Here is a 24,811-nt window from a genome sequence, read left to right as displayed (position 1 = left end):
TAGGAGTTCATCACTTTGTGGCATAAACCAACACAAATTTAAGGTTTAAAAATTGACAAACCTTACCATACGATATTTATCCTTACTTCGTCCACTCATTATCCACCATTCGCCAGATATTCAATGGATTATTCTGTTTCAATTCATCGGGTAGTAAACTATCTGGAAAACTTTGATAGCTGGCTGGACGCACAAATCGTTTAATAGCGTCTGGTCCAACCGAAGTAAAACGTCCGTCGGTAGAAGCTGGAAAGGGTCCTCCGTGTTGCATGGCAAAACAAACTTCAACGCCTGTTGGCACATTATTAAAGTTTAATCTTCCAGATATATTTCTTAAAATATCAACAATTTCTTCATTGGTTTGGAGTTCCGATTCTGTCGCCATTAAAGTTGCGGTAAGTTGTCCTTCCAAATGTCCTAAAACCTCCGTTAATTGAGCTAAATCTTTACATTTTACTACTAAAGAAAAAGGGCCAAAAACCTCTTGATGCAAGGTTGGATTTTTTAAGAAAACATCTGCCGAAACGGAGGCAATCGTGGCTGTTCCTTGAATTTCAACGGTTTTTTCAATTTTGGAAACAGACTCCGTAATAACACCATCTTGAGCCAAAGCAAGTGATTTCTTCGCTTCAAAATTCTTATAAATTCCTGTATTTAACATGGTAGCAGGAACAACTTTCTCAATTTCATCTGACAAAACATCCATGAATTTTTCAAGATTTTCATTCTCAATGCCAATAATCAATCCCGGATTTGTACAAAATTGACCAACACCCAAAGTAATTGAATTGGCATAAATAAAAGCTACATTTTCGGCATCATTAGCCATTTTTTCGGGCATCAAAATAACTGGATTTACACTGCCCATTTCTGAAAAAACAGGGATTGGCTCTTTCCTTTGATTTGCCATATCAAACAAAGCTTTTCCTCCTGCGAACGAACCCGTAAAACCAACTGCTTTTGTTTCTGGGTGCATCACTAAGGCTCTTCCAACCTCAAATCCATCGCCACTTTCCAAATGTGCAAATACGCCTTCGGGCATATTTGTACGCTCAACAGCGTTTAAAACTGCCTTTGCAACCATCGCTGACGTGCGTGCGTGGGCAGGATGACCTTTTACCACCACAGGACAACCAGCAGCTAAAGCCGAAGCCGTATCGCCACCCGCCGTTGAATAAGCAAATGGAAAATTACTCGCTCCAAAAACGGCAACCGTACCAATGGGAACTAACATTTTACGTAAATCCACTTTAGGAATTGGCTGACGATGAGGGTCTGCCGTATCAATGCGAGCTGCTACCCAAGAGCCTTCTTCCAACAAATTGGCAAAAGTATTTAGCTGAAAAATCGTGCGTCCACGTTCTCCAAGTAAACGAGCTTCTGGCAAATTTGTTTCTTCCATGGCAGTTTGGATTAATTCCATTCCCAAAGCCTCAATTTCATCAGCAATTGTTCTTAGAAAAACTGCCTTTTCTTTTCCCGAAATTTTACGATATTTTTTGAACGCTTCTGCCGCTTGAAGCATTATGTCATTGACCTGTTGCATGATTGGTTTTGAGTAAATTTTAGTACAAAAATACACTTGTTTTTAACAGGCTTTCAAAGATTTATGGAAAGCAATTTTCAAAAAAATAATAAAATACCAAGAATCAATGTTTTTCGTTATGTATGGTATAAATATTGCAAATATTTTCGCTGGAAATACTGTAATACAATCTATTAGCCGTATTTTTATTAAATTGCAAGAAATTATGATTTATTGATAAATTTATAATTTCTTGAAAACCTTTTTTCTTAGCATATCTATTAAATAGCGATATAAGACACGATAATATTGAATTTTAAAGTGAGTAGATTTTGAGTGTTTTTTGATATTTTAAGTGTTTCTATATTTACTGGTAATTTTTCGATGATATTTAATTATAAAAATATATCCACCCTCCTGTTTACTCTTCTGGTATTCAGCCAATTATCCTTTTCTCAAAAGAAAGATTCAAAGAAAAAAGGAGAATACACTTCTTCTCAACTTCAAGAAGCTGAAGCCTATTTTACGGAAGGAATGAAGTTTTATATGATGGAAGACTATGAAAGAGCTGTTCCATCATACCAAAAAGCCCTTGAAATTACCCCTGATAATAGTGGTATTTTTTACGCATTGTCTAATAATTACCAAAAATTAAAAGAGGAAGATAAAGCCATTCTTTTTGCCGAAAAGGCGGTTCAACAAGACCCAGAAAATGCTAACTACGGTGAATTATTAGCGGATTTGTACGTCCGCAAGCACAAATACGAAGAAGCAGCGAAAGTTTATCAAAATTTAATTGCCCAAAATCCTTCAAAAGCAGAATACCACGTTGAGCAAGCGGCGGTTTATATTTTTGATAATCAGTACGACGAAGCCTTAAAATCTTATGACCGTGCTGAACGAATCATGGGTGTAAATGAAGAAGTGACTCGTCAGAAACAAATGGTTTTGATGAAAATTGGCAAGGTTGATGATGCCGTGAAGGAAGGTGAGAAATTGGTTTCGTCTGACCCAGAAGAAATTGAATTTAGCATCGACCAAGCTGAATTATTGATGTCTAATAAGCAAAGCGAAAAAGCCATTCCATACCTTGAGAAAATTCTAAAACTTAATCCTGATAACGCCCAAGCTCACGTAATGTTGGCACAATTGTATCAAGAAAAAGGCGATATGGAAAAGTGTAATCGTGAATTAGAATTAGCATTTGCTGATAATAATTTAGACGCTACTACCAAAGCCAGAATTTTGATGGGATACATGAGCATGGTAAAAGATGAAAAATCAAGAGAAACTGCTTTTAATCTGGTAAAATCGTTGGTAAAACAAAATCCAAACGACCCAAAATCTCATGCCATTTATGGTGATTTGTTACTTCAAAAAGGAGACGAAAAAGGTGCAAGAGACGAATATGTGAAAGCTGCCCGTTTGGATAAATCAGTCAATGAGGTTTGGGGAAATATCATCAATATGGATTTCAGATTGAAACAGGTTGATAGTGCCATTGTCCATAGCGAAGAAGCCATTGAGGTTTTCCCAAATCAATCAGCATTTTGGTACTTAAATGGTTCGGCATATTATCAAAAGCGTAATCATGCAAAAGCGGTGGAGTCGTTGGAAGAAGCCCGCCGACTTGCCCCTGAAGGTTCAGATTTGACTCAACATATTTACGCTTTATTGGGCGATACTTATAATAGTTTGAACAAACATGAAAAGTCGGACGATGCCTACGAAGCAGCTTTGAAAGAAAATCCTTCAAACGACCATGTTCTTAATAATTATAGTTACTTTTTATCTTTAAGGAAAGAAAAATTAGTGCGTGCCTCTCAATTGGCAGAATTATTAGTAGAAAAACATCCAGACGATGCCACCTATTTAGACACTTACGCATGGGTGTTGTATGTGATGAAAGACTACAAAAAAGCAAAGCCATTTTTGGAAAGAGCCGTTGAACTGAATGACCAGAAAAAAAATAAAAGTGGTGTGATTGTAGAACATTATGGCGATGTTTTATTTCAATTAGGCGAAAGAGATAAAGCCGTTGAACAATGGAAAAAAGCAAAAATTGTTGGCACAACCAGCACTTTAATCAATCAAAAAATAGCTGAAATGAAGCTTATTGAATAAAGTAGCACATTATCTATATTCCAAACAGGTTAAAACCTGTGCTACTTCATAAATAACCCTAAAAATGAACAAATCCATTTTATTCCTTCTTGCATCAATACTTTTTTTTGCCTCTTGTAAACGTCAGCAGATAAATCAAACTACTGCTTTACCAGAAGTTAAAGATTCCCTTCAAGTAGTCAATACACCTTCCATTGTTAAAGATTCTGTCCAAGTTGTCACATCGCCCAACAATCCCGTAAAAGCAGGAGAAATGGAGGAAGAAAAAGTAAAAATTGATGAAATTGACTTTAAATATTTGAAAGCGAAGTCAAAAGTATTATTGAAAACAGCAAATGATAATTTTGATGCCAGTGCAAATATTAGAATACAAAAAGACAGTATAATTTGGCTATCTGTCTCGTGGGGAATCGTGGGCGAAGTTGTAAGGGCATATATTAAGCCTGATTCAATTTTTTTGTATCAATTCAATAAAAAAACATTAAAAAAAGAATATCATAAATATAGCTTTGATGATTTAAGTAAGGATTTTAACTTCAACTTAAATTTTAATATCATTCAATCTGCAATAATTGGAAGTCAACCCATTAAAAAGAAATATAAAGTTTCAAAAGAAAAAGGATTCTTTCTTTTAAAACAAAAAGAGGGCAAAGTTACGGTTGATAATTATGTTGGAGAGTTTGACCGAAAATTGAAAAAAGTCATGCTTGAAGACCAATTACCAACACAGCGAAAAATGACGCTTGATTTTGAAGATTTTACCACTTTGAATCAGTATCTTTTCCCTTATACAAGTGTGCTGACATTGGATGTACAGTCGCCAGACGACCAAAAATTTTATCAGACTTTAATTCAGTTGAAACACACAAAAGTAGAATTGTCGGATACTCCTTTGGAATTTCCCTTTAAGTTTCAATAAAATTATTGAATAAAAATTAAACTTAATCACTGTAAACTTATTAACTCCTTACAACATATCTCATTCACAAAAGCAGCCCCGAAATTATTTTCAGGACTGCTTCTTGTTTTGTTATGTTTATCAATTTCTGACAGTTTCGGACAGAACAGACGCAAGTCTAATCGACGTGCAAGATTAGAAGCAGCTAAACGTGATAACCTCCAAAAAATTCAAGAAATCAACAAAATCATTGAAAAAACGGAGCAGAAAAAAGAGGTAAGTGTAGGGAAATTAAATGCAATCGGAGAGCGAATCAATAAGCAGTCTCGACAAATTGACATCATTTCTGAAAATCAGCAACTCCTTGAAAATGAGGCACAAGAACTTACCAGAGTAACAACAGAATTATCTGGCAATTTAGAAAAACTGAAAGCAGAATATGCCAAAATGATTTTCGCTTCTGCCAAAACAAGTAATAAATTCAATAAATTGAGTTTCTTGTTTTCGTCAGCCAATTTCAATCAATTAGTAAGACGCTACAAATATCTTCAACAATATTCGGAAGCACGTGAAAAACAAGCTGTTCTTATCCAAAAAGTAAGAACAGAATTATTAGCCGAGCAAGTAAAAGTTTTACAGAAAAAACAAGAACAGGCTTCTGTATTACGGGAAAAAATCACGGAAACACAAAGTTTGCAGGTTTTGAAAGGGAAACAATCAGACGTAGTTTCTCAGTTAAATCAAAAAGAAAGAGTGCTCAAAAATCAATTGGCAAGTAACAAACAAGCCGTTGAACGATTGGAAAATATGATTGCCCGCATTGTAGAACGAGAAATTAAACGCTCGCAAGAACGTGAACGCAATAGTAGGGCAAACGATGCCAACAAATCAAACAAAGCAGAATCTTCTAATAAATCAATTGCCATGAATGCCGAAGAAAGTAAATTGGCAACATCATTTTCTGCTTTGCGTGGACGAATGCCTTGGCCTGTCGGTTCTGGCTTTATTTCAGACCATTTTGGGGTTCATCGTCACCCAGTCTTGAAAGGCATCAAAACCAACAACAATGGCGTGGATATTCAGACGAGTGCTGGAAATGACGTAAAAGTGGTTTATGATGGAATTGTACAATCAGTAGTTTCAATTCCCGGGGCAAATATGATTGTGGCGGTTCAACATGGAGATTACTTTACGGTTTATAGTAAGTTATCAAACGTAAATGTTTCGACAGGACAAAAAATTCATTCAGGGCAAAAAATTGGCGTAGTTGCCACCGATAATGACGGAACATCAGAAATCAATTTTCAGGTTTGGAAGAATTTTGACAAAATCAATCCAGAGAATTGGCTTCGAGGAAGATGATTTTTTTTAGAGAATAGATATTAGAGGTTAGAGTTTAGAGAATAGATTACAGAGATTAGAGAATAGATATTAGATTACAGAGATTAGAGGTTAGAGAACAGATTACAGAGATTAGAGGTTAGAGAAAAAACATCACTATTTACTTTAACATCTGGGTCTTTTCATCAAACTGTGTCAATTTCTACTTTTGGTTTCAAAAATGTTTATTTCAAGGCAATGAGACCACTTTTAAAAATACTTGACACAGTTGAATGAAAATACTCTAACATCTATTCTCTAAACTCTACTCTCTATAATCTAAACTCTACTCTCTATAATCTAAACTCTATTCTCTATTCTCTAAACAGACATTGGCATTCTTTTTGACTTACCCTTTAAAAGATTCAGTCCAAACGTGGAATATTCCAAGACTTTTCATAATTTTGCAGTCCGATTTTCAATCAGGAACTTTCAATAAGTTAATTGTCTTTTAAACTCATTTTCAATTCCTTACAAAGACGATTAACCATTAACAATAACAATAAACCAACAAATGGCAAAGAAAGAAGAAAAATCACCACTTGAATTTTTAGAAAGTGCTGAGGGCTTACAACACGAATTACAGCATGAAATAAATGTAGTTCAGACTACTGTAGAAAAAAATAAAACTATAATCTATGGCGTAGTAGGTGCTTTAGTAATAGGGCTATTTGGCTATTTCGGTTACAAATATTATACTTCTTCACAAGATGAGGAAGGACAAGCTAAATTGTTTGGTGCAGTTTATAAATTTGAAGCAGATTCAAATAAAGTTGCAGCCAAAGACATGGAAAAAATTGCTTCTGATTTCGGTGGAAACACTGGAAATTTAGCTAATTTTTATGCAGGTGTTGCTAACTTGAAAGAAGGTAAATTCGATAAAGCTATCGAACAATTAAAATCTTTCAGTAGTTCTGATTTATTGGTTCAAGCTCGTGCTTATTCATTAATTGGCGACGCTTATTCTGAAAAGAAAGCATACAGCGACGCTATTGATTATTACAAAAAAGCATCTGAATATAAGGCAAATAAGTTTTTCACGCCTACTTATATGATGAAATTAGCGGCTGCTTACGAAGCTAACAAAGAGCAAAAAGAGGCATTAGCTATTTATAACGAAGTAGTTGAAAAATATGCTGAATCTTCAGAAGCTATCAATGCAAAAAAATTCAAGGCTGTTTTAGAAGGAGCTGAGTAATAATTTACAATTGATAATGAATAGTTGACAATTAAATTATCAACATTGAAAAAGGAATCGGACTCACGTTCTATTCCTTTTTCTTTTTTCGGTTATCAATTATCACTTGTTAATTTTAATTAAAATCATGTCTTCAGCACATAAAAATTTAAGTATCTTTTCAACGGATAATCTTCCAGATATTAGTGAAAAACGTTTTGCATTAGTAGTAGCAGAATGGAATGAACAAGTAACAGAAGCTCTTGCACAAGGTGCAGCAAAAACGCTTTTGGAGTACGGAGCAAAACCAGAAAATATCGTTAGAGCAAATGTTCCGGGTAGTTATGAGTTGACTTTTGCAGCTCAGAAAATGGCTCAAAAAAATGACATTGATGCCGTTATTTGCATTGGTTGCGTAATTCAGGGAGAAACAAAACACAATGATTATATCAATCACGCCGTGGCTCAGGGATTGACAAACGTGAGTTTAAAATACGATAAACCTGTAATTTTTGGGGTATTAACGCCCAATACGGAACAACAAGCACTTGACCGTGCGGGAGGAATTCATGGCAATAAAGGTGATGAAGCAGCCATTACAGCCGTAAAAATGTTAGCGTTTTAGATTAGTTATTAGTTATTGGTTATTGGATATTGGTTATTGGTTATTGGAGAATTAGTTAATTGGTGAAGTATTGTATAAAACTCCCCAATAACCAATCTACCAATAACCAATCTACCAGTAACCAATATCCAGTAACCAATATCCAGTAACCAATCTACCAATATCCAGTAACCAATCTACCAATATCCAATAACCAATCTACCAATATCCAGTAACCAATAACCAATCTACCAATATCCAGTAACCAATCTACCAATATCCAGTAACCAATCTACTAATAACCAGTAACCAGTAACCAATCTACTAATAACCAGTAACCAATCTACCTTCCAATAGCGACACGTCTCAAAATAGTGTCAATTACTTGCATGGTGGTAATTCCATCGGCTTCGGCTTCGTAATTGAGCATAATTCTATGATTTAGAACATCTGGAGCAATTTCTTTAATATCTTCTGGCAAAACGTAATCTCTACCATCTAAATACGCCAATACTTTAGAAGCCAAATTCATGTTGATACTCGCCCGTGGCGATGCCCCAAACTGAACATAACGACCTTCTTCTCGCATTCCATAGTCGGCAGGTTTACGAGTGGCAAAAATCAACTCAATAATATATTTTTCTAAGGTTTCAGAAATGGTGATATTATTAATTTCTTTACGAATTTCAAAAATATCTTCTTTACTCAAAATGGCTTTTGGCTGATAGCTAAACTCCATATTTGACATTTTTCGCATCACTTCCAATTCTTGCTCTTTATTCAGATAATCCACAAAAACCTTGAGCATAAATCTATCCACTTGTGCTTCGGGCAATGGGAATGTTCCCTCCTGTTCAACGGGATTTTGAGTCGCTAATACCAAAAATGGTTTATCAAGAGGATAAGTTTCGTCACCGATGGTAACTTGTTTTTCTTGCATGGCTTCCAACAATGCAGATTGTACTTTAGCTGGAGCTCTATTTATTTCATCGGCAAGGATGATATTGGCAAAAATTGGTCCTTTTTTTACCTCAAAATCATCTGATTTACGGCTATAAATCATTGTCCCGATAAGGTCGGCAGGAAGTAAATCAGGCGTAAATTGAATACGGTGAAAATGCAAGGCGAGAATTTTAGACAAAGTATTGACTGCCAATGTCTTAGCCAATCCCGGAACTCCTTCCAAAAGCACGTGACCACCCGTAAAAAGTCCAATTAAAAGTCGATTAGTCAGTTTTTCATGACCAACAACGACCTTCCCCATTTCATCAAAAACTAATTTTATTTTTTCTCGTGAAGTCATCTTTTGAATTTCGGATTGTTATTTTCAGAAAGAGTTTCATTAAAGGCTTTCTCCTTCTGATTTATCCCTATTTAAGATAACAATTTTACGCAAAAAAAACGGGAAGAACAACCTCCATTTATTGAAAGAAGAAGAATGTAGAAACCTTTAACTCAGATTTTCAAGACCTTTCAAATACTCATTTTTTCGTCGGCGGGAAATTTCAGCTTCATGACCTTCCACTAAAATTAATTGAGAAGTTGCTACATTATGTTTTAGAATACACTTTTGATTGACTAAAAAGCCACGATGAATTCGGATAAAGCCCTTATCATTCAACAATCCTTCATAATGTTTTAGGGTACGGGCAGAAACGCTTTGTTTTCCATTTTGGAGATAAAAACAGGTATAGTTAACAAAGCCTCTGAGCATAATAATCTGGCTAATGTCAAGCGTTTTTTTCTTCTTTTGGTCAATAATTAAGAGGTTATCTCTCTTATTTTTAAAAACTTGCATATTTTTCGTTGATGAGTTAGTTGTGCTGATTTGATGATACAAATTTCAAGCAAAACTATTGAATGCAAATTTTATTCCTTTTAAGAAAGTGTTAAGTTTTAACTTCTTATTTATCTTGTTAACATCACAGTTCCTGATTTTGTGAGTATCTCAAATGGCTGATTACTATTTTTATATTTCATTTGCCAAGTGTAAGTGCCTTCTGGTGCATTTTGACCACGATAAACACCATCCCAACCATCTGTTTGAGAGATAGTCATAAAAACTAATTCACCCCAACGGTCGTAAATTTTTAGTTCAAAATCAGTTACATCTTGTGCTACAATCAAGAAAGCATCATTGTTACCATCGGCATTGGGGGTAAAAATATTAGGAGCATAAATTTTGGAAACACATTTCAAAATCATTTGCACGGTCTTTTCCACCGAACAATTATCCGCATTGGTAACTTTTACTTTATAAGTGCCTGCTTGAGAGATATTTATGTTATTGGAAGTTTCATTATTGGGCAACCATCGATATTTCCAAGTGGCATCAGTTCCTGCACTCAAAATATAAGGGGTGCTTACATCAAAACAATCTTCAATTTGAGTTGGTAAATTGACAAGGGGTAATGTGCCTTTTTTCACGTTTGATGCTGTCTTTACCACACAACCACCAGCAGATACCGTTACTTCATATTTTCCGTTTGCTGTTGGTGTAATTGCAGAGGTAGTTTCACCCGAAGACCAAGCATAGGTGGCTCCACTTACAGGAGTGGTTGTGCCTACAATCAATTTCATGGGCGTAGTACAAAAAGTAGTATCTTTTGGTAAAACAAGGACTGGTTTTGGGGTAACAACTACAATTATAGATGTATCAGCTTGTGGTTTTGGACAATCTTTTGACTTCGCAACTATTTTATAAGTCCCTGATTGACTAACGGTTAACCTTGTTGATGTTTCTCCAAGAATGTCAACATCATCTTTTTGCCATTGGTAATTGTACAGAGGACCTAAATCTCCATTTAGCTTAATAGAATTGCCTTCGCAAAATGGAATAGAACCTGAAACTGCCAAATTGGGTTTTAATTTAGGTTCGGGATTGGTTTTAATTAGCCAAAAATCTCGACTTCCTTTATTACCTGTAACATCACCATCGTTAGAGGTTGCATTGGCAGTGATAAAATAACTACGGTCAGAATTTTGTTTGGCAAATATGCCATAATCTCCTGCATTTCCTCCTAAAACTTGTTGCCATTGAATATTTTGCTTACAATTCAATTTCACGACCCAGACACGTGCTTGTGAGCCACTCCAAGCAGTTGTTGGTATAGCAACATCACCATCGGTTGAATTGGTACTACTCGTAAAAATATACCCATCATCATCAGTTGCATGAATACTGCCCCAAGCTTCCGTTGAAACACCGCCGTCAACTCTACTCCCACCAAAAGTTTTTTTCCATTGTAAACTTGCTGAAGCATTCATTTTCAAAATCCAAACATCAAAATCTCCTTGATTTTGGGTCACTGAGCCATTATTTGAATTTGTTTTACCCAAAATTACAAAACCGCCATCGGGCGTAAGTTCCAAGCATGAAGCAAATTCTTGCCGACTACCACCATAACTTGCTTGTGATGACACATTTCCGTTAGGTTTAACAATCGACACAAAAATATCTTCTCGTTGATTCGTTCCTGCTACCGTCCCTGTGTTATTCACCAAAACATAATTTTTATCTGGTAATTGTTTGGCAGCTTTGCAAATGTCTGTATATGGGCCATTGAATAATCTTTGCCATTGAATTGTGCCTGTACTACTAATTTTCATGACCCATGCGTCTGCATCAGATGGCGACTGCCCTGTGAGGTCTCCATTGAAAGATTTTGCACTTCCTGTAAACAAATATCCACCTTCTGAACTCACGACAATTTCTCCACTTTTTTCGTCTAATGTACCCCCAAAACACTTTGTCCATTCAACAAAACCCGTTTTTGAAAGTTTTATTACGAAAATATCCGTTCCTCCATGATTGGTAGAAAAATCTCCATCAGTTGATGCCGTATAGCCCTCCACGATAAATCCTTGGTCAGAAGTTTCTTTGACCGACGTAACAACGTCATCTCGTGAGCCTCCAAAATCCTTTTGCCATTCAATTGTTCCTGTGGCATTAATTTTCACGACCCAAGCATCTAAAAGACCTTTTCGGCTTCCCTGAACGTCTCCATCAGAAGAAGACGTTTGTCCTCCCAAAATGTAACCTCCATCGGTTGTTTCGTAAGTTGAATTGAGTGTTTCGTTGAGCGTTCCACCTAATGTTTTTTTCCAAAGAATGGAAGGTGGAGTCGTTTGAGCATGGGTAGATATACACACGTGCAAGAGTGCATACAGGAAAAGCAGTAGAAATGACTTCCTACAAAATAATTTTACGAATGAATGGCGGTTCATTGTCTATATTTTGTGAGAATTTAGGATATTGGTTTTACAAAAACTAAACCCTCAGTTTATCTAACAAATTACTCGGAATCAAGGCTTTGCGTTTATTTTTATAATCATAACAAACAATCCGAGAAGTACCTTCGGCGGCAATTCTTTGGAGTTTTTCACTGTAAACAACGTGTTGCATAGTAAAGCCGTATTCCGTGATAGAATCGGGCAATATTCGTGCCGTGATTTTGATATTATCTGGAAAGGTTAAAGGAGCTTTGTATTTGCAATTTGTCTCTGCTAAAATTGGACCAACGCTTTCTTCTCCTGTAAAATCCATAAAGTCAATGCTATTGAAAAAGTCAACACGAGCCGATTCAAAATAACGTAAATAAACGGTGTTATTGACGTGATTGGCGGCGTCCATATCGCCCCATTGAACTTGCTGAGAAATAATACAAGGGTAATCTTTTAGTAAATCTGACATTTGATTTTAGTAAACAATCTTTCGATTTAATGGTTGATTATTTTACCGAAGATAAGTTGATTCCTTTATTTATTTAGAACCAAATGAAGATTTGTCAAATCTTGAAGAATTAACAAATCTAAAATCAACATTATGAAAATTATTTTATATCATGAAAATGCGTAAAAAGTCTGATTTGCCCAATAAAGTCTGCATCACTTGCGGGCGACCATTTACGTGGCGAAAAAAATGGGAAAAGGTTTGGGAAGAAGTAAAATACTGCTCGGACAGATGTAGAAATGAGAAGTAAATCATTGGTTCGAATAATTTTTATCCCAAAACCTTTGATTGGGGAACTTCCCGAAAGTTCTAAAACTTTCGGGAAGTTGAAATAACTTATAAAACAGTGTACTAAGAGTTAATTGAAATTCTCGCCTAAAATCTCCTTCACATACGGTTCAACGGCTTTTGAAGCTGATTCATCACGTAAACGGAAACCCAATCTTCTTTCTAAAACATCATCAATAGTTTGAGCCATTTCCGACTGAATAACGTACTTAATTTCTGCCTTAATAAATGGGTGTTCAGGATTTAGCAATTCTTTTAAAACAGGTTGATTCACTGTCAATTCAAGCACTTTTTTAGCATTCACCCCATATTTTTTCAGTAAATGCTTCGCAACAATTTCTGAAATTTGATATTGATTTACTAAATTTTGCCAGTCTTCAAAACGATAATTTTCTCCGCCAAAAAGCACTTGATGCTCCGTTGTACATTTTACCGTTTCTTTTTTGAAGACTTCTCTATAAACTTCATCCAAAGTATCTTTTGCCATGATTCGGTAAGTTGTCCATTTTCCGCCCATGATGCTTACTAATTTAGAACGACGGTCAATTTCTACTTCATGGTCACGCACTAAAGATTTTGTATCTGAATTCATAGCCGATTGTAACTGAGCCTGTAAAAGCGGTCTGAGTCCCGCAAAACCACTTTTTACTTGGTCAGGCGTAACGTTTTTATCAAGATAACGATTGACATATTCCAATAAATATGTTTTTTCGTAATCTTCTAATTTTGGCGTTTCAGAAAGTTCATCGGCTTCGTCGGTCGTTCCTACCAACACTTGGTCTTGCCAAGGAATCATAAAAATTACACGTCCGTCGTCAGTTTTAGGTACAAGAATGGCGGTATCTCCTTGCATTACGCTACGAGGCAACACAATATGAGCCCCACGACTAACTTTGATACGTGGTTTTAGCTTTGAACTCGCCATCGTTCTGATGCTATCCGCAAAAGGCCCTGTGGCATTAATGAATACTTTTGCATTGATTGTCAAATCAGTTTGATTAATTAAATCTTTAACAATTAATGATTTGAGACGACCAGTATCTTCGTTTTTATTAAATTTTATCGCTTGGGTATAATTCAAAATAGTAGCCCCTTTGTCTTCAGCAGTTTGGAGGAGTGCCAAACAATAACGAGCATCATCCAACTGACCATCATAATACAAAACTGCTGAACTCATTTTTTTTGATTTCAATTCAGGAATCAATTTTAAAGCCGTTTTCTTTGAAAGCCATTCGCTTTTAGCAATGTTTTGCGAACCCGCAATCCACTCGTACATTTTCATGCCAATGGTATAATAAACTCCTTCTATGAAATTAAAACATGGCGTAAGTAATGCCAACGGACGGGATAAATGTGGGGCATTTTGGAGTAAAATTTCACGTTCACGCAGGGCTTTTCGTACCATTTTATACTGCTCCCAATCTAATTTTTTGACCGCTTGCTCCAAGTATCGAACTCCTCCGTGAATCAATTTCGTTGATTTAGAAGAAGTTTGAGCAGCAAAATCATTTTTATCAATAAGCATTACTTTTAATCCTCTCATCACGGCATCGAGGGCAATTCCTGCCCCTGTTGCTCCTCCTCCAATTATGCAAATATCAAATTCAGTAGTGGTTTGTAACTTTTTGAGTTGTTCTTGACGATTCATAGATTATTGTTTTCAATAGCAAATTATTGAAAATAATCTAATCAAATACTAATAAATTTTATTATTACAATTTATACTTTAAATAATCATATTAATTGGCAATTATTTTGTTTTTACAAATTTATTTCTTGCCATACATTCTTCTAAAATTAAGGTATCACCCTTGATTTCGCTGATAGTCCAACTGGAAGGACAAGCCATACAAAGAGCTTCTGGGCAATTTTTTGTTTCTGTAAAAGAAATTTTATTCACTGCAACGCTATACTTATTTCCTGCAAAACAACAGTTTGCCGCAGGCTTTCCATCAGTTAAAAATTGTCCGTCACTTGTAAATTCATATACAGGCAAAGCCACGAAAGTATTGATACGATGCCATTCGCCAAAAGTACCATCTGCGTTTTTTGTTTGGGTAAAATAAGTTGGAGCCCATTTACCAACAATAGATACATTAAGACTACTTTCTGACAATAAAAGAGAGTCTTCTTTTGAAGTACACGCTACCAAAAGGATTGAGAAGAAAATTGCGATTGCTTTCATAATTGTAAATATTTTCTTTAAAGACACCTGCTATTCTCAAAACGTTGGAAATCGTTTAATAATTTCTTTTTGATAAATAGTTATTAGGCGTTATTAACAGAACCTACCGTTAATAACGCCTAAATTCATTTTAATGAGTTTTCATGATTTTACGATATAAACTCTTTTCTCCTGCTTGAATTCGTAATAAATAGGTGCCTTCTGGAAGTTCTTTGAGTGAAATATTGGCTTCATGTTTTGAACTTCTATTTACACTTACTTCACGCTGAACGATACCTCCTGATAAGTTTGAAAGCGTCCATTCCATTACTTCTGGCTTGTCTGTCATTAATTGAATCGTCACATCTTCTTGCGTTGGCACAGGAAATACATTTAAGCTAACACCCTCCTCTGGTTCTGAAGCAAGTATTAAAATTTTAATATTGGCTTCGCCCGATACAGTACCTACACCACAAACATTTTTAACTTCAGAAAGCGTATAATTTGTTGAAAATTGTGGTCTTAATGACACTTCAAACGGCGACTTGGTAGCGGTGTATTCTTTTCCATCCGACAATTTGAACGTCCACGGGGCGTGTGATGTAAAGGCAATTGACACCTTAGCAGTATCAGCATAATTCAGGTCTTTACTACCAGAAATAACTGCAGTTGGTAAAATATTTTCTAAGACCTTCGCTCTAACTTTAGGCGTATAGTTCCAACAACTTCCTTTTCTATTTAACACACGATAAACACCTCCCTGATTGATATTTAGAGTTGCTTTATTGGCATCTTTCAAGAAATCGCCATCACGCTCCCATAAATATGACAAACTTGCATTATCAGTAGTTTTCAAATCAATGGTTTGAGTTTGGCAGAAACGTACTGAATCGACGTAATTAATGTTATTTGGAACTGTTTCTATCTTGACATTAATATTTGATGATACTCCTTCACATTTACCTTGCAGAGTTTTTACCGAATAAACACCTGCTTCTTTCAAAGAAAAAACGGGGATATAGTTATTAGGTATGATTTTGCCATTTGCCAGAGCAATATCCTTTCCGTCTTTCATCCATTGATAGCTAATTTTAGCGGTATCACTTAGATAACCAATCGGATATGAATTTAATAAAGAGATTGATGTTCCGTCACATAAAAAACGAGAAGTGGTATCAACACTTATCAACATTTTATTTAGTACAACTTTATTAGTGGAAGATACAGCCATACATCCACCTTTGAAGGTTGTTTCTAAAGCATAATTACCAGACTGTTTTACGATTAAATTTATATTGTTGTAATCTGTTGTTTTTTTATAAACGACGCCATCTTTTTTCCAAGTAAATAAAATTGGGCGTTGTCCTTGCGAATAATAAGAGCCATAAATAGAAGTAGAATCGGCACAGGTTGAAATGTTATTTTGTGAACCCAAGCTAATCATGTTACTCACACTCACGTCAATTTTTCCATAGGTATATTTATACTTGGAACTATCTGCAAAAGTTATTTCTTCCACTACATAATAACTTCCTTGACCTCTAAAATACAGATTAAACTGAGATTCATTTGGTATATAGCGTATAGAAGGATAAACAGGAGCATTTCCATTATAAACAGGTAGCACTTTTCCGTCTTTATAAGCGGTTAATTTTCTTCGCACAATTGATGTGTTATAGTCTGACTGTAGATAACTATAAAAATATCTAACTATCGAGGTATCACATATTTGTATTTTTCGGCTTGAAAAATCGTAATTTCCATTACCATAATATAAATATCTATCATTTAGAATCGTATCATTTTTTACGCCTTTGTAGTCAAAAACAGAAGATAGTGCTTCACAATTGCCTTTAGATACTTTAAAGAAATATTTTCCTGTTCCCTTAATCTCTACCTCACTTCCACTTCCTTCGGCATACAGTTGATTATCTTTATACAATTTGTAAAGTGAAAACGAAGACCCTGATTTTTCTAAATAGGGATAAATGTAAGTCTGTACTTCATTATTGCGAGAACTGGTATAACTGCCAATTTTAATATCCAATTTTGTGTCCGACTTTTGTGTAACCACTATGGTATCAGAATTTGCCTTACAAGTTTCCTTCGTAACTTCAACCGTATATTTTCCTGCTGTTAGGGCATTAATAGAATAAGAATTTCCTGCCTGTAAAATTCCATTGCGTCGCCAAATATAAGAAGCGTTTGACACACCATTTACATACATATAAACAGATTCATTAAAGCAACTTAATTCATTTGAGTAATTTGTAATCTGCGGTTTATCTAACTTACCAATTGTTACTTCTTTGCTAAATGACACGTTACAACCAGAATAAACGTCTTGTGCATTAAATGTATAAGTTCCCGTTTTCGTCGCAGTGATTGTACGACTATTTTGTTTATCAAGTTTTTCTCCATTAAATGACCATTGGATATCATTATATGGATAACCGTAATTTACGGATAACGGTAATGAAGTACATTCTGAATTACGGTTATAACCACTAACATCCACAATGCTGTTGCTATTGACATATTGGGTGTACGCATATATACTCGTTGGAGAAGATATACCATCTTCTGACTCAACCAAAATACTAAATCCTCTATCAAATAAATAAGGTATCGTTATTTTTACAGGGCTCTGCTTGCTTGTTCCTAAAATTACCTTTCTACTTTTTATACCATCCGTAGTATTGTAATTCTCCATATAATAGGCTTTAAAATTAGTCCCCGTTACAAAAACGCCTGTGGTTCTAAATGGGATTTCTATTACTTGTCCCTGACAGGCTTTTATACTGCTCGTCGAGGCTAAAGATATACTCTTACATTCTGGAGATGTACTAATAATTATTTCAAAAGGTTTTTTCACCGTACAGGCTCCCTGAGAACTACTAACGGTTAAATTATATACTCCTGCTTCTTTCGTTGATACATTGTACAAGCCAAAATTTCCTCCAAATGTATATTTATTGGGAGTTACGGTATTGTAATAACCTACTGTTTCTGTGGTATCGGTTAATGGTAAAGACGTTAGGTATGAATTAAAGATAAAATCGGACCCTGCACATAATGTCACGGTTGACGGGTATGTAAAGGCTGGGGCGTCATCAAGAATTACTTTTGTTTGCGATTTAAAACTGCACCCTAATTTATCTATTGCTTCTAAAGTATAAATTCCCTGATTTTTCTTGATTGTTTTGGCAATGATTGGGTTTTGTAAATTACTTGTAAATCCATTTGGCCCTGACCAAGCATAAGACTTTTGAACATCTCCCGTAGGGTTCAACTTCAATGAATCTCCGTTACAAAGCGAAAGTGCTTCTGGTAAAGAAATACCAACGTTAGCTTCGTTTGAGGTAGCATAACAAGTATTTTTAATCGCTTCAACTGTATATTTCCCTGCTTGTTTTGTGGTAAATACTGTATCTTTTCCACTACTCAAAGGAATACCATTATTATACCAGTTATATTTTACATCACTTATACTATTTACAGAAAGTTGAACAGTATTATCCTTATTACAAGTTTGTGTTATGGTTATTTTAGGAATTTCAACTACTGTAACCTCCACTGTATCAGAGTAAATAGTACATCCGCCATTGTTGTATTCATACCAATACTTACCTGCTTCCGATACATTTATTAGATAATTTCCACTACTAAATATTTTCCCATCTTTTCTCCATACTGCATTCGTATAAGAAGTAGTTGCTTGAATAGTAGCAGTTCCCTTTATATTCTTACATAGTTGTATTTTTTTGGCAACATTATAAAGTTGTAACGCTTTTCTTTCAGTAGAAGGCGGTACTGTTACAGCTATTTTTTCAGACTCTCCAGTACAACCTGTTGTTGGGTTATTGTATTTTAATTGATACACACCATTGACATTAGGATATACATAACTTGAACCTATTGAAAATACTCCTCCATCTTTTTCCCATTTTAAATAATTATTCTGTGTGCCACTAATAGAGTTTACGTAATAATAAGGTTGGACAGGTCTGCTACAAGATGAGAAATAACTGCTATTCTGTGTAAAAAGTGTTAGGGTTTTTCCATACTCCAATTTTAGGGTATCAAACGCAGAACAAGCTCCCTGTGTTGTTTCTAAAACATACGTTCCAGGTTGTTGAGTAACATTGAATGAGTTTGTAAAATTAGAAAATGTAGCATACAACTGACCATTTTTATATAATTTGTGCGAACCATCTCCACCTCCATATAAACTAATGTTTTGAGAGTTTTCACTGCACAGTTTTAAGGTTTTAGGAGCTGTAGCAAATCCATTAAAGGAAAACATATTGGCGATTTTATCCACTTTCTTTACCGTAAATGGTGCTGATATAGCCTCACATTGTGCCATTTTAGTCTTTACTACATATACACCCTCTTCAGAAGCTAATAAATTATTTTGTCTTCCATTTCCTAAAGCTACACCATCTTTATACCACTGATATGTTTGACTATCAGCATGAAAGCTACGGTTCAAACTTGCATAAAGATTGGTATATCCATCATTTTTACAAATACTATTTTCACTTGCATTTCCTGAACGAGATGAGATATACAATGATGGAGAAGTATATTTTATCTGAACCTTATAACTGTTGTAAGAACAAGTTCCTTTTACAATATTGACATAATACACCCCTTCTGAATTAGCATTTAGATTTAAAGTGTTGGCATTCGCTATGGCTTTATCATCTTTATACCATTGTATTGAGACTTTCCCCCAACCTAAAGTATCAGTTTTCATCGTCATTAATGAACCTTCACAAACATCAATCATCGTTGTTCCTGTTGATGTTGTACTCCAAGTATTTGTTGTTGTGTTTGAAACAGCCGCTATATAAGGAATATAAGGACATTCAGGATTACTAAATTGTACATTATAGCTGGCAGCACTACTACAACCAAATTCGTCCTTCACATTAATCGTATAAGTCCCCTGCATATTTTTGTTAGCATTGGTAAGATTATTATACGAATTTTTACTTGTAAAACCATTTGGTCCCGTCCAATTAAATGAAAATAAATTGGATTCATAAGAGCCATCCGTGTAAGTATAAACATTGAGAACAGAACCATAAACATACCCATAAGCATACCACGCAAAGGGATATTTCCCAACCTTAACCACCGTAGTCAAGGTAGTTTTCCCATCTACCAAGCAAGTATAAGTACCAGCATTTAAAGCTGTTGCCTTGCTAATCGTTGGATTTTGCAGATTAGAAGTGAAATTATTGGGTCCCGACCAAGCGTATGTACTTCCTCCCGATGCTTTTAGCTCAAGCGTTGGAGAGTTATCGGTACATAATGGAGAATTAGAAGAAATACTTTGAGATACAACAGTGTGACAAAAAAGTATTAACAAGGGTAAGAATAACAATAGACGTTTAAGCATGGAGTTATTAATTTTCTGAACAATAAAGAATTATAAGTACAAAGAAAAAGAAATAGCACGCATAACACTCAAACGCATTTATTAAACGGTAGTAAAAACCTGAATTTTAATACGTAAGCAAATCAACTAAAGCTAAGTGATTTTCCTTTTCTTGATTCATTTCTTTCCAAATCCCTTGGTTTATCGTAATTTTGCAGTCATTTTTAATAAATGCTTTTTTATTGAAAATGTAGAATTTGAAACTATTTACTGATAACTGATAAATCGTGAATTTTAAAGAATATAAAAACCTTGATTACGCTCAAGTTGCAGACGAAATCTTGAAATTTTGGCAGGACGAAAATGTCTTCCAAAAATCTATCGAAACCCGTGAGGGAAATCCTACTTTTACTTTCTACGAAGGGCCACCATCAGCCAACGGAACACCCGGTATTCACCACGTGATGGCTCGTGCTATCAAGGATATTTTTTGCCGTTACCAAACCTTAAAAGGCAAGCAAGTAAAACGCAAAGGCGGTTGGGATACGCACGGACTACCCGTAGAATTACAGGTTGAAAAAGAATTAGGAATTACCAAAGAAGACATTGGTAAGAAAATTACCGTTGAAGAGTACAACCAAAAATGCCGTGAGACTGTCATGAAATTCACTGACCAGTGGAATGATTTAACAGAAAAAATGGGCTATTGGGTGGACTTAGAGAATCCGTACATCACTTACGAAAACAACTATATTGAGTCGGTTTGGCATCTTTTACAACAATTATACAAAAAAGGATTATTGTATAAAGGTTATACCATTCAGCCATATTCGCCAGCAGCGGGAACTGGACTTTCATCTCACGAACTAAACCAACCGGGTTGTTATCGTGAGGTAAAAGATACTTCGATGACGGCTCAGTTTAAGGTGAAACATACAGGAAAATCTGCCTTTTTATTTGATGATTTACAAAGTGATGCTGCCGAGTTATTTATCTTAGCTTGGACGACTACGCCTTGGACTTTACCATCAAATACTGCTTTAACCGTTGGTAAAAACATTGAATACGCACTCGTAAAAACGTACAATCCATATACTTTTTTACCTGTAAATGTTATTCTTGCCAAAGACTTAATTGGTAAATATTTCAACGAAAAAGGAAAAGATGGTGATTTTGCCACTTATAAAGATGGTGATAAAATCATTCCTTGGACAATCCTTTCTACTTGTAAAGGTTCACATTTAGAAGGAATTGAATATGAGCAATTAATGCCTTATGTTCAGCCAGAAAGTGCCGCATTCAGAGTAATTATTGGTGATTTCGTTACCACAGAAGACGGTACAGGCGTTGTTCATACTGCTCCTACTTTTGGTGCGGACGACTTCCGTGTTGCTGCTCAAAATGGTATTCCTGCAATCTTAGTAAAAGACGAAAGTGGTAAAGAAATGCCTTTGGTTGACCGTAGAGGTCGTTTTGTGGCGGAGGTTACAGATTTTGCTCTTGAATATGTAAAAGAAGCGTACTTGACTGACGAAGAGAAAGAGGTTGAGCGTGAAAAACAAAATAGAGACAAATATTTATCGGTTGATGAAAGAATTTCTATCAAATTGAAAACGGAAAACCGTGCTTTCAATGTGCAGAAATTTGACCACCCTTATCCACATTGCTGGAGAACTGATAAGCCCGTTTTATACTATCCCTTAGACTCTTGGTTTATCCGTACAACAGCCGTTAAAGATAAATTAATTGCTTTAAATAATACCATCAACTGGAAACCAGAATCAACGGGAACGGGGCGTTTTGGCAACTGGTTAGAAAACTTGGTGGACTGGAATTTATCTCGTTCAAGATACTGGGGAACGCCATTGCCAATTTGGAGAACTGAAAATGGAGACGAAGAAATTTGTATTGGTTCAGTTGAAGAATTAGTAAATGCGGTAAAACACGCTTTGAAAGATGATGTTTTATCTGCTGAACAACGTACTAAAAACGAAGCGTTTATCGCAAAAGTTGAATCTGGAAATCATGATTTACACCGTCCTTATGTTGATGAAGTTTACATGGTTTCAGCTTCTGGACAATTGATGACTCGTGAATTAGACCTGATTGACGTTTGGTTTGACTCTGGTGCAATGCCTTTTGCACAGTGGCATTATCCATTTGAAAATCAGGAGGTTTTTCACCAATCATATCCAGCCGATTTTATCTCGGAAGGCGTTGACCAAACTCGTGGTTGGTTCTTTACCCTTCATGCTATTTCTACGATGGTTGCTGATTCGGTTGCCTTCAAAAACGTAGTTTCTACGGGATTGGTTTTGGACAAAAATGGTAACAAAATGTCTAAACGTTTGGGCAATGCCATTGACCCATTCGATACCTTGAAGAAATACGGTGCTGACCCAACTCGTTGGTACATGATTACGAATGCACAGCCTTGGGATAATCTCAAATTTGATTTGGCGGGCATCACAGAGGTTAGAAATAAGTTCTTCGGAACATTGACGAATACTTACAATTTCTTTGCTTTATACGCTAATCTTGATGGCTATACGCCAACAGGAAATATTGATTTGAGCATCGCAACGGAATTGGACAAATGGATTTTATCAAAATTACAGACTTTGATAAAAGAAGTGGACGAGTCTTATGAAACCTACGAACCAACCAAAGCAGGACGAGCTATCCAAGATTTTGTTTGCGACCATCTTTCTAACTGGTATGTGCGTTTGGGCAGAAGACGTTTCTGGCAAGGAGAAGTTACGCCAGACAAACAATCAGCTTATGAAACATTGGCTTATTGTTTGAAAACCGTTGCTCAATTGATGTCGCCAGTTGCTCCGTTTTATGGCGATTGGTTATTCAGAAATTTGACAGAAGATACTAATCAATCTGTTCATTTAACGGACTTCCCGAAAGCCCAAGAAGCTTGGATTAATCTTGATTTAGAAACTTCAATGGACTTGGCTCAACGCATTTGTTCATTGGTTCACTCAATCCGTAAAACCAATAGAATCAAGGTTCGTCAGCCATTGAGTAAGATTTTGATTCCTATTTTAAGCGAAAAAACTCGTGAGCAAATCCGTTCGGTAGAAGATTTGATTAAAACAGAAGTAAACATCAAAGCGATTGAGTATTTAGATGATGCTTCGGGTGTATTATCGAAGAAAGTGAAACCAAATTTCAAGGCTTTAGGACCAAAATTTGGAAAAGAAATGAAAGCCGTTGCTGATGGAATTTTGGCAATGACCAACGAAGCAATTGCTCAATTAGAACAAACCGATTCATACTTAATTCCAGATACTTCATACCAAATCACGAAGGCAGAGGTTGAAATTTTGACAGAAGATTTACCGGGTTATTTATCTGCAAAAGATAATGACATTACGGTAGCTTTGGACATTACCATCACGCCTGAATTGAAGCAAGAGGGTATCGCACGTGATTTTGTAAATCGTATTCAAAATTTACGTAAAGACTCAGGTTTTGAGGTGACGGATAAAATCAGTATCCAATTATTAGATACCGATGCAGAGGTTTCGGAAGGTGTGAGGGAATTTAAAGACTTTATCAGTCAAGAAGTTCAAGCATTGTCTTTGGAAATCGTATCAGAATTATCAGACGGTCAGGAGATTGAGTTTGAAGAATTGACTTTAGTCGCTAAAATTGCAGTTGTGTAAAAATTACTGGTGATTGGTGATTAGTTAATGGTTACCAATCGTCAATTATAAAAAATTACCAATCCCACAATAATACGTTTATTGTGGGATTATTTTTGAAGGATAAAATTATATTATACTAAGCGAAAATATGCTTACTCAACAAAATATCAAGAATAGCTTACAAACTTTAACAGAAGGAGATAAAGTAATTTTCAAGAATGAAAAAGGGAAAGTGAAGGTATTTCATCTAAAAAATGGCTATTACTATGTCACTTTAAACGGAAATGAAATTGAAACAATCAAAGACATTCATGCCGTTTCTGAAACAGTAATAGCCATTTTGGAAATCGCAGACTAAGCGTTTTTGCTATCTGGTTTATATTTTATGAAGCCAAATAAATGTAAAAAAACGGCTCTCGAAATTCTAAAATTAAAAGGTACAATAGCTACCGATAAAACTGTAATCGGTAAGATATAATACATGACGGGAGGGTCATTGAAAATATAGAAAACTGCCACACCCAAAACTACCAATAAAGCCACTGTATTGGCATAACTCACAAACATTGCTCCATACCAAAAACCCGGTTCAACCTCAAACTTCAAATCACAAACTGGGCAGTTTTTATTCATTTCCGAGAATTTATCTACTCGCCAAAAAGGATATTTAAACATTTTTCCTTCTCTACATTGCGGGCATCTTGCCTCACCCATCGCTTGAAATTTCGAGCGTTTTACGTCTAATTTTAAATTCGTGGTATCTTCCATTAAGTAGGAATTGGGATTTAGGTATTAGGATATTATCATGAGCTTAATTATCAATTATTTATGAAATATCAGAATGACACTTTACTTTGTCCTATTACTTACA

The 24,811-nt window shown here is 35.5% G+C and carries 17 protein-coding genes; 8 read left to right on the top strand and 9 right to left on the bottom strand.

Annotated elements, in window-relative coordinates; translation table 11 throughout:
• Positions 1-82 precede the first annotated feature (82 nt).
• Positions 83-1,546 (bottom strand): aldehyde dehydrogenase (NADP(+)), encoded by a 1,464-nt coding sequence (locus tag LV89_RS08275; RefSeq protein WP_109742413.1) that lies wholly within the window; start codon positions 1,544-1,546, stop codon positions 83-85.
• A gap of 363 nt (positions 1,547-1,909) precedes the next feature.
• Between LV89_RS08275 and LV89_RS08270 the strand changes: the two genes are divergently transcribed.
• The 5 genes from LV89_RS08270 (at position 1,910) to ribH (ending at position 7,729) form a co-directional block, all read left to right on the top strand.
• A complete protein-coding gene (locus LV89_RS08270; RefSeq protein ID WP_109742412.1) occupies positions 1,910-3,649 on the top strand; it encodes a tetratricopeptide repeat protein in 1,740 nt (579 codons plus the stop codon).
• A 64-nt stretch (positions 3,650-3,713) separates the two neighbouring features.
• The gene (gene lolB1 / locus LV89_RS08265; RefSeq protein ID WP_109742411.1) at positions 3,714-4,568 is read left to right on the top strand and encodes a lipoprotein insertase outer membrane protein LolB1; all 855 of its coding nucleotides are present in this window, start codon (positions 3,714-3,716) and stop codon (positions 4,566-4,568) included.
• Positions 4,569-4,676: 108 nt separating this feature from the next.
• Positions 4,677-5,909: a murein hydrolase activator EnvC family protein gene (locus LV89_RS08260; RefSeq protein WP_109742410.1), complete on the top strand. Its 1,233-nt coding sequence runs from the start codon at positions 4,677-4,679 to the stop codon at positions 5,907-5,909.
• 532 nt (positions 5,910-6,441) lie between these two features.
• Positions 6,442-7,125, top strand: a complete 684-nt coding sequence (locus LV89_RS08255; protein ID WP_109742409.1) for a tetratricopeptide repeat protein — start codon at positions 6,442-6,444, stop codon at positions 7,123-7,125.
• Between the two features lie 127 nt (positions 7,126-7,252).
• A complete protein-coding gene (ribH, locus tag LV89_RS08250) occupies positions 7,253-7,729 on the top strand; it encodes a 6,7-dimethyl-8-ribityllumazine synthase (RefSeq protein ID WP_109742408.1) in 477 nt (158 codons plus the stop codon).
• Positions 7,730-8,051: 322 nt separating this feature from the next.
• On the opposite strand, the gene LV89_RS08240 is transcribed toward ribH, so the two are convergent.
• The 4 genes from LV89_RS08240 to LV89_RS08225 form a co-directional block, all read right to left on the bottom strand.
• Complete coding sequence (locus tag LV89_RS08240) at positions 8,052-9,011, bottom strand: AAA family ATPase (RefSeq protein ID WP_109742407.1); 960 nt, start codon at positions 9,009-9,011, stop codon at positions 8,052-8,054.
• 147 nt (positions 9,012-9,158) lie between these two features.
• The gene (locus LV89_RS08235) at positions 9,159-9,506 is read right to left on the bottom strand and encodes a LytR/AlgR family response regulator transcription factor (protein WP_109742406.1); all 348 of its coding nucleotides are present in this window, start codon (positions 9,504-9,506) and stop codon (positions 9,159-9,161) included.
• Between the two features lie 110 nt (positions 9,507-9,616).
• Positions 9,617-11,935, bottom strand: a complete 2,319-nt coding sequence (locus LV89_RS08230) for a T9SS type B sorting domain-containing protein (RefSeq protein WP_109742405.1) — start codon at positions 11,933-11,935, stop codon at positions 9,617-9,619.
• A 43-nt stretch (positions 11,936-11,978) separates the two neighbouring features.
• Positions 11,979-12,401, bottom strand: coding sequence for an acyl-CoA thioesterase (locus LV89_RS08225; protein ID WP_109742404.1), 423 nt, complete (start codon positions 12,399-12,401; stop codon positions 11,979-11,981).
• Between the two features lie 151 nt (positions 12,402-12,552).
• On the opposite strand from LV89_RS08225, the gene LV89_RS08220 reads away from it, so the two are divergent.
• Positions 12,553-12,690, top strand: a complete 138-nt coding sequence (locus tag LV89_RS08220) for a DUF2256 domain-containing protein (RefSeq protein WP_109742403.1) — start codon at positions 12,553-12,555, stop codon at positions 12,688-12,690.
• 108 nt (positions 12,691-12,798) lie between these two features.
• Here the strand turns inward: LV89_RS08220 and LV89_RS08215 are convergent, their stop codons facing one another.
• The 3 genes from LV89_RS08215 to LV89_RS08205 form a co-directional block, all read right to left on the bottom strand.
• Positions 12,799-14,376, bottom strand: coding sequence for a glycerol-3-phosphate dehydrogenase/oxidase (locus LV89_RS08215; RefSeq protein ID WP_109742402.1), 1,578 nt, complete (start codon positions 14,374-14,376; stop codon positions 12,799-12,801).
• A gap of 102 nt (positions 14,377-14,478) precedes the next feature.
• The gene (locus tag LV89_RS08210; protein WP_109742401.1) at positions 14,479-14,913 is read right to left on the bottom strand and encodes a hypothetical protein; all 435 of its coding nucleotides are present in this window, start codon (positions 14,911-14,913) and stop codon (positions 14,479-14,481) included.
• A 130-nt stretch (positions 14,914-15,043) separates the two neighbouring features.
• Positions 15,044-20,302: a T9SS type A sorting domain-containing protein gene (locus LV89_RS08205; RefSeq protein WP_109742400.1), complete on the bottom strand. Its 5,259-nt coding sequence runs from the start codon at positions 20,300-20,302 to the stop codon at positions 15,044-15,046.
• A 266-nt stretch (positions 20,303-20,568) separates the two neighbouring features.
• On the opposite strand from LV89_RS08205, the gene ileS reads away from it, so the two are divergent.
• Both ileS and LV89_RS08195 read left to right on the top strand, forming a co-directional pair.
• A complete protein-coding gene (ileS, locus tag LV89_RS08200) occupies positions 20,569-23,958 on the top strand; it encodes an isoleucine--tRNA ligase (RefSeq protein WP_109742399.1) in 3,390 nt (1,129 codons plus the stop codon).
• 130 nt (positions 23,959-24,088) lie between these two features.
• A complete protein-coding gene (locus tag LV89_RS08195; RefSeq protein WP_109742398.1) occupies positions 24,089-24,298 on the top strand; it encodes a hypothetical protein in 210 nt (69 codons plus the stop codon).
• Here LV89_RS08195 and LV89_RS08190 read toward each other — a convergent pair.
• The gene (locus LV89_RS08190) at positions 24,295-24,708 is read right to left on the bottom strand and encodes a DUF983 domain-containing protein (protein WP_109742397.1); all 414 of its coding nucleotides are present in this window, start codon (positions 24,706-24,708) and stop codon (positions 24,295-24,297) included. The two genes, LV89_RS08195 and LV89_RS08190, sit on opposite strands and share 4 nt — an antisense overlap.
• Between the last annotated feature and the right edge of the window lie 103 nt (positions 24,709-24,811).

This window comes from Arcicella aurantiaca (assembly GCF_003148625.1).
Classification (GTDB): domain Bacteria; phylum Bacteroidota; class Bacteroidia; order Cytophagales; family Spirosomataceae; genus Arcicella; species Arcicella aurantiaca.
The sequence above is the reverse complement of the archived record's forward strand: the minus strand, read 5'-3'. Positions and strand labels throughout refer to the sequence as shown.

What these genes read in the sequence shown, in the direction of transcription:
- LV89_RS08225 (WP_109742404.1), bottom strand. Translation starts at nt 12,401, where the DNA reads ATGTCAGATTTACTAAAAGATTACCCTTGTATTATTTCTCAGCAAGTT.
- LV89_RS08210 (WP_109742401.1), bottom strand. Translation starts at nt 14,913, where the DNA reads ATGAAAGCAATCGCAATTTTCTTCTCAATCCTTTTGGTAGCGTGTACT.
- lolB1 (WP_109742411.1), top strand. Translation starts at nt 3,714, where the DNA reads ATGAACAAATCCATTTTATTCCTTCTTGCATCAATACTTTTTTTTGCC.
- LV89_RS08230 (WP_109742405.1), bottom strand. Translation starts at nt 11,935, where the DNA reads ATGAACCGCCATTCATTCGTAAAATTATTTTGTAGGAAGTCATTTCTA.
- LV89_RS08205 (WP_109742400.1), bottom strand. Translation starts at nt 20,302, where the DNA reads ATGCTTAAACGTCTATTGTTATTCTTACCCTTGTTAATACTTTTTTGT.
- ribH (WP_109742408.1), top strand. Translation starts at nt 7,253, where the DNA reads ATGTCTTCAGCACATAAAAATTTAAGTATCTTTTCAACGGATAATCTT.
- LV89_RS08255 (WP_109742409.1), top strand. Translation starts at nt 6,442, where the DNA reads ATGGCAAAGAAAGAAGAAAAATCACCACTTGAATTTTTAGAAAGTGCT.
- LV89_RS08215 (WP_109742402.1), bottom strand. Translation starts at nt 14,376, where the DNA reads ATGAATCGTCAAGAACAACTCAAAAAGTTACAAACCACTACTGAATTT.
- LV89_RS08235 (WP_109742406.1), bottom strand. Translation starts at nt 9,506, where the DNA reads ATGCAAGTTTTTAAAAATAAGAGAGATAACCTCTTAATTATTGACCAA.
- LV89_RS08275 (WP_109742413.1), bottom strand. Translation starts at nt 1,546, where the DNA reads ATGCAACAGGTCAATGACATAATGCTTCAAGCGGCAGAAGCGTTCAAA.
- LV89_RS08195 (WP_109742398.1), top strand. Translation starts at nt 24,089, where the DNA reads ATGCTTACTCAACAAAATATCAAGAATAGCTTACAAACTTTAACAGAA.
- LV89_RS08270 (WP_109742412.1), top strand. Translation starts at nt 1,910, where the DNA reads ATGATATTTAATTATAAAAATATATCCACCCTCCTGTTTACTCTTCTG.
- LV89_RS08190 (WP_109742397.1), bottom strand. Translation starts at nt 24,708, where the DNA reads ATGGAAGATACCACGAATTTAAAATTAGACGTAAAACGCTCGAAATTT.
- LV89_RS08220 (WP_109742403.1), top strand. Translation starts at nt 12,553, where the DNA reads ATGAAAATGCGTAAAAAGTCTGATTTGCCCAATAAAGTCTGCATCACT.
- LV89_RS08240 (WP_109742407.1), bottom strand. Translation starts at nt 9,011, where the DNA reads ATGACTTCACGAGAAAAAATAAAATTAGTTTTTGATGAAATGGGGAAG.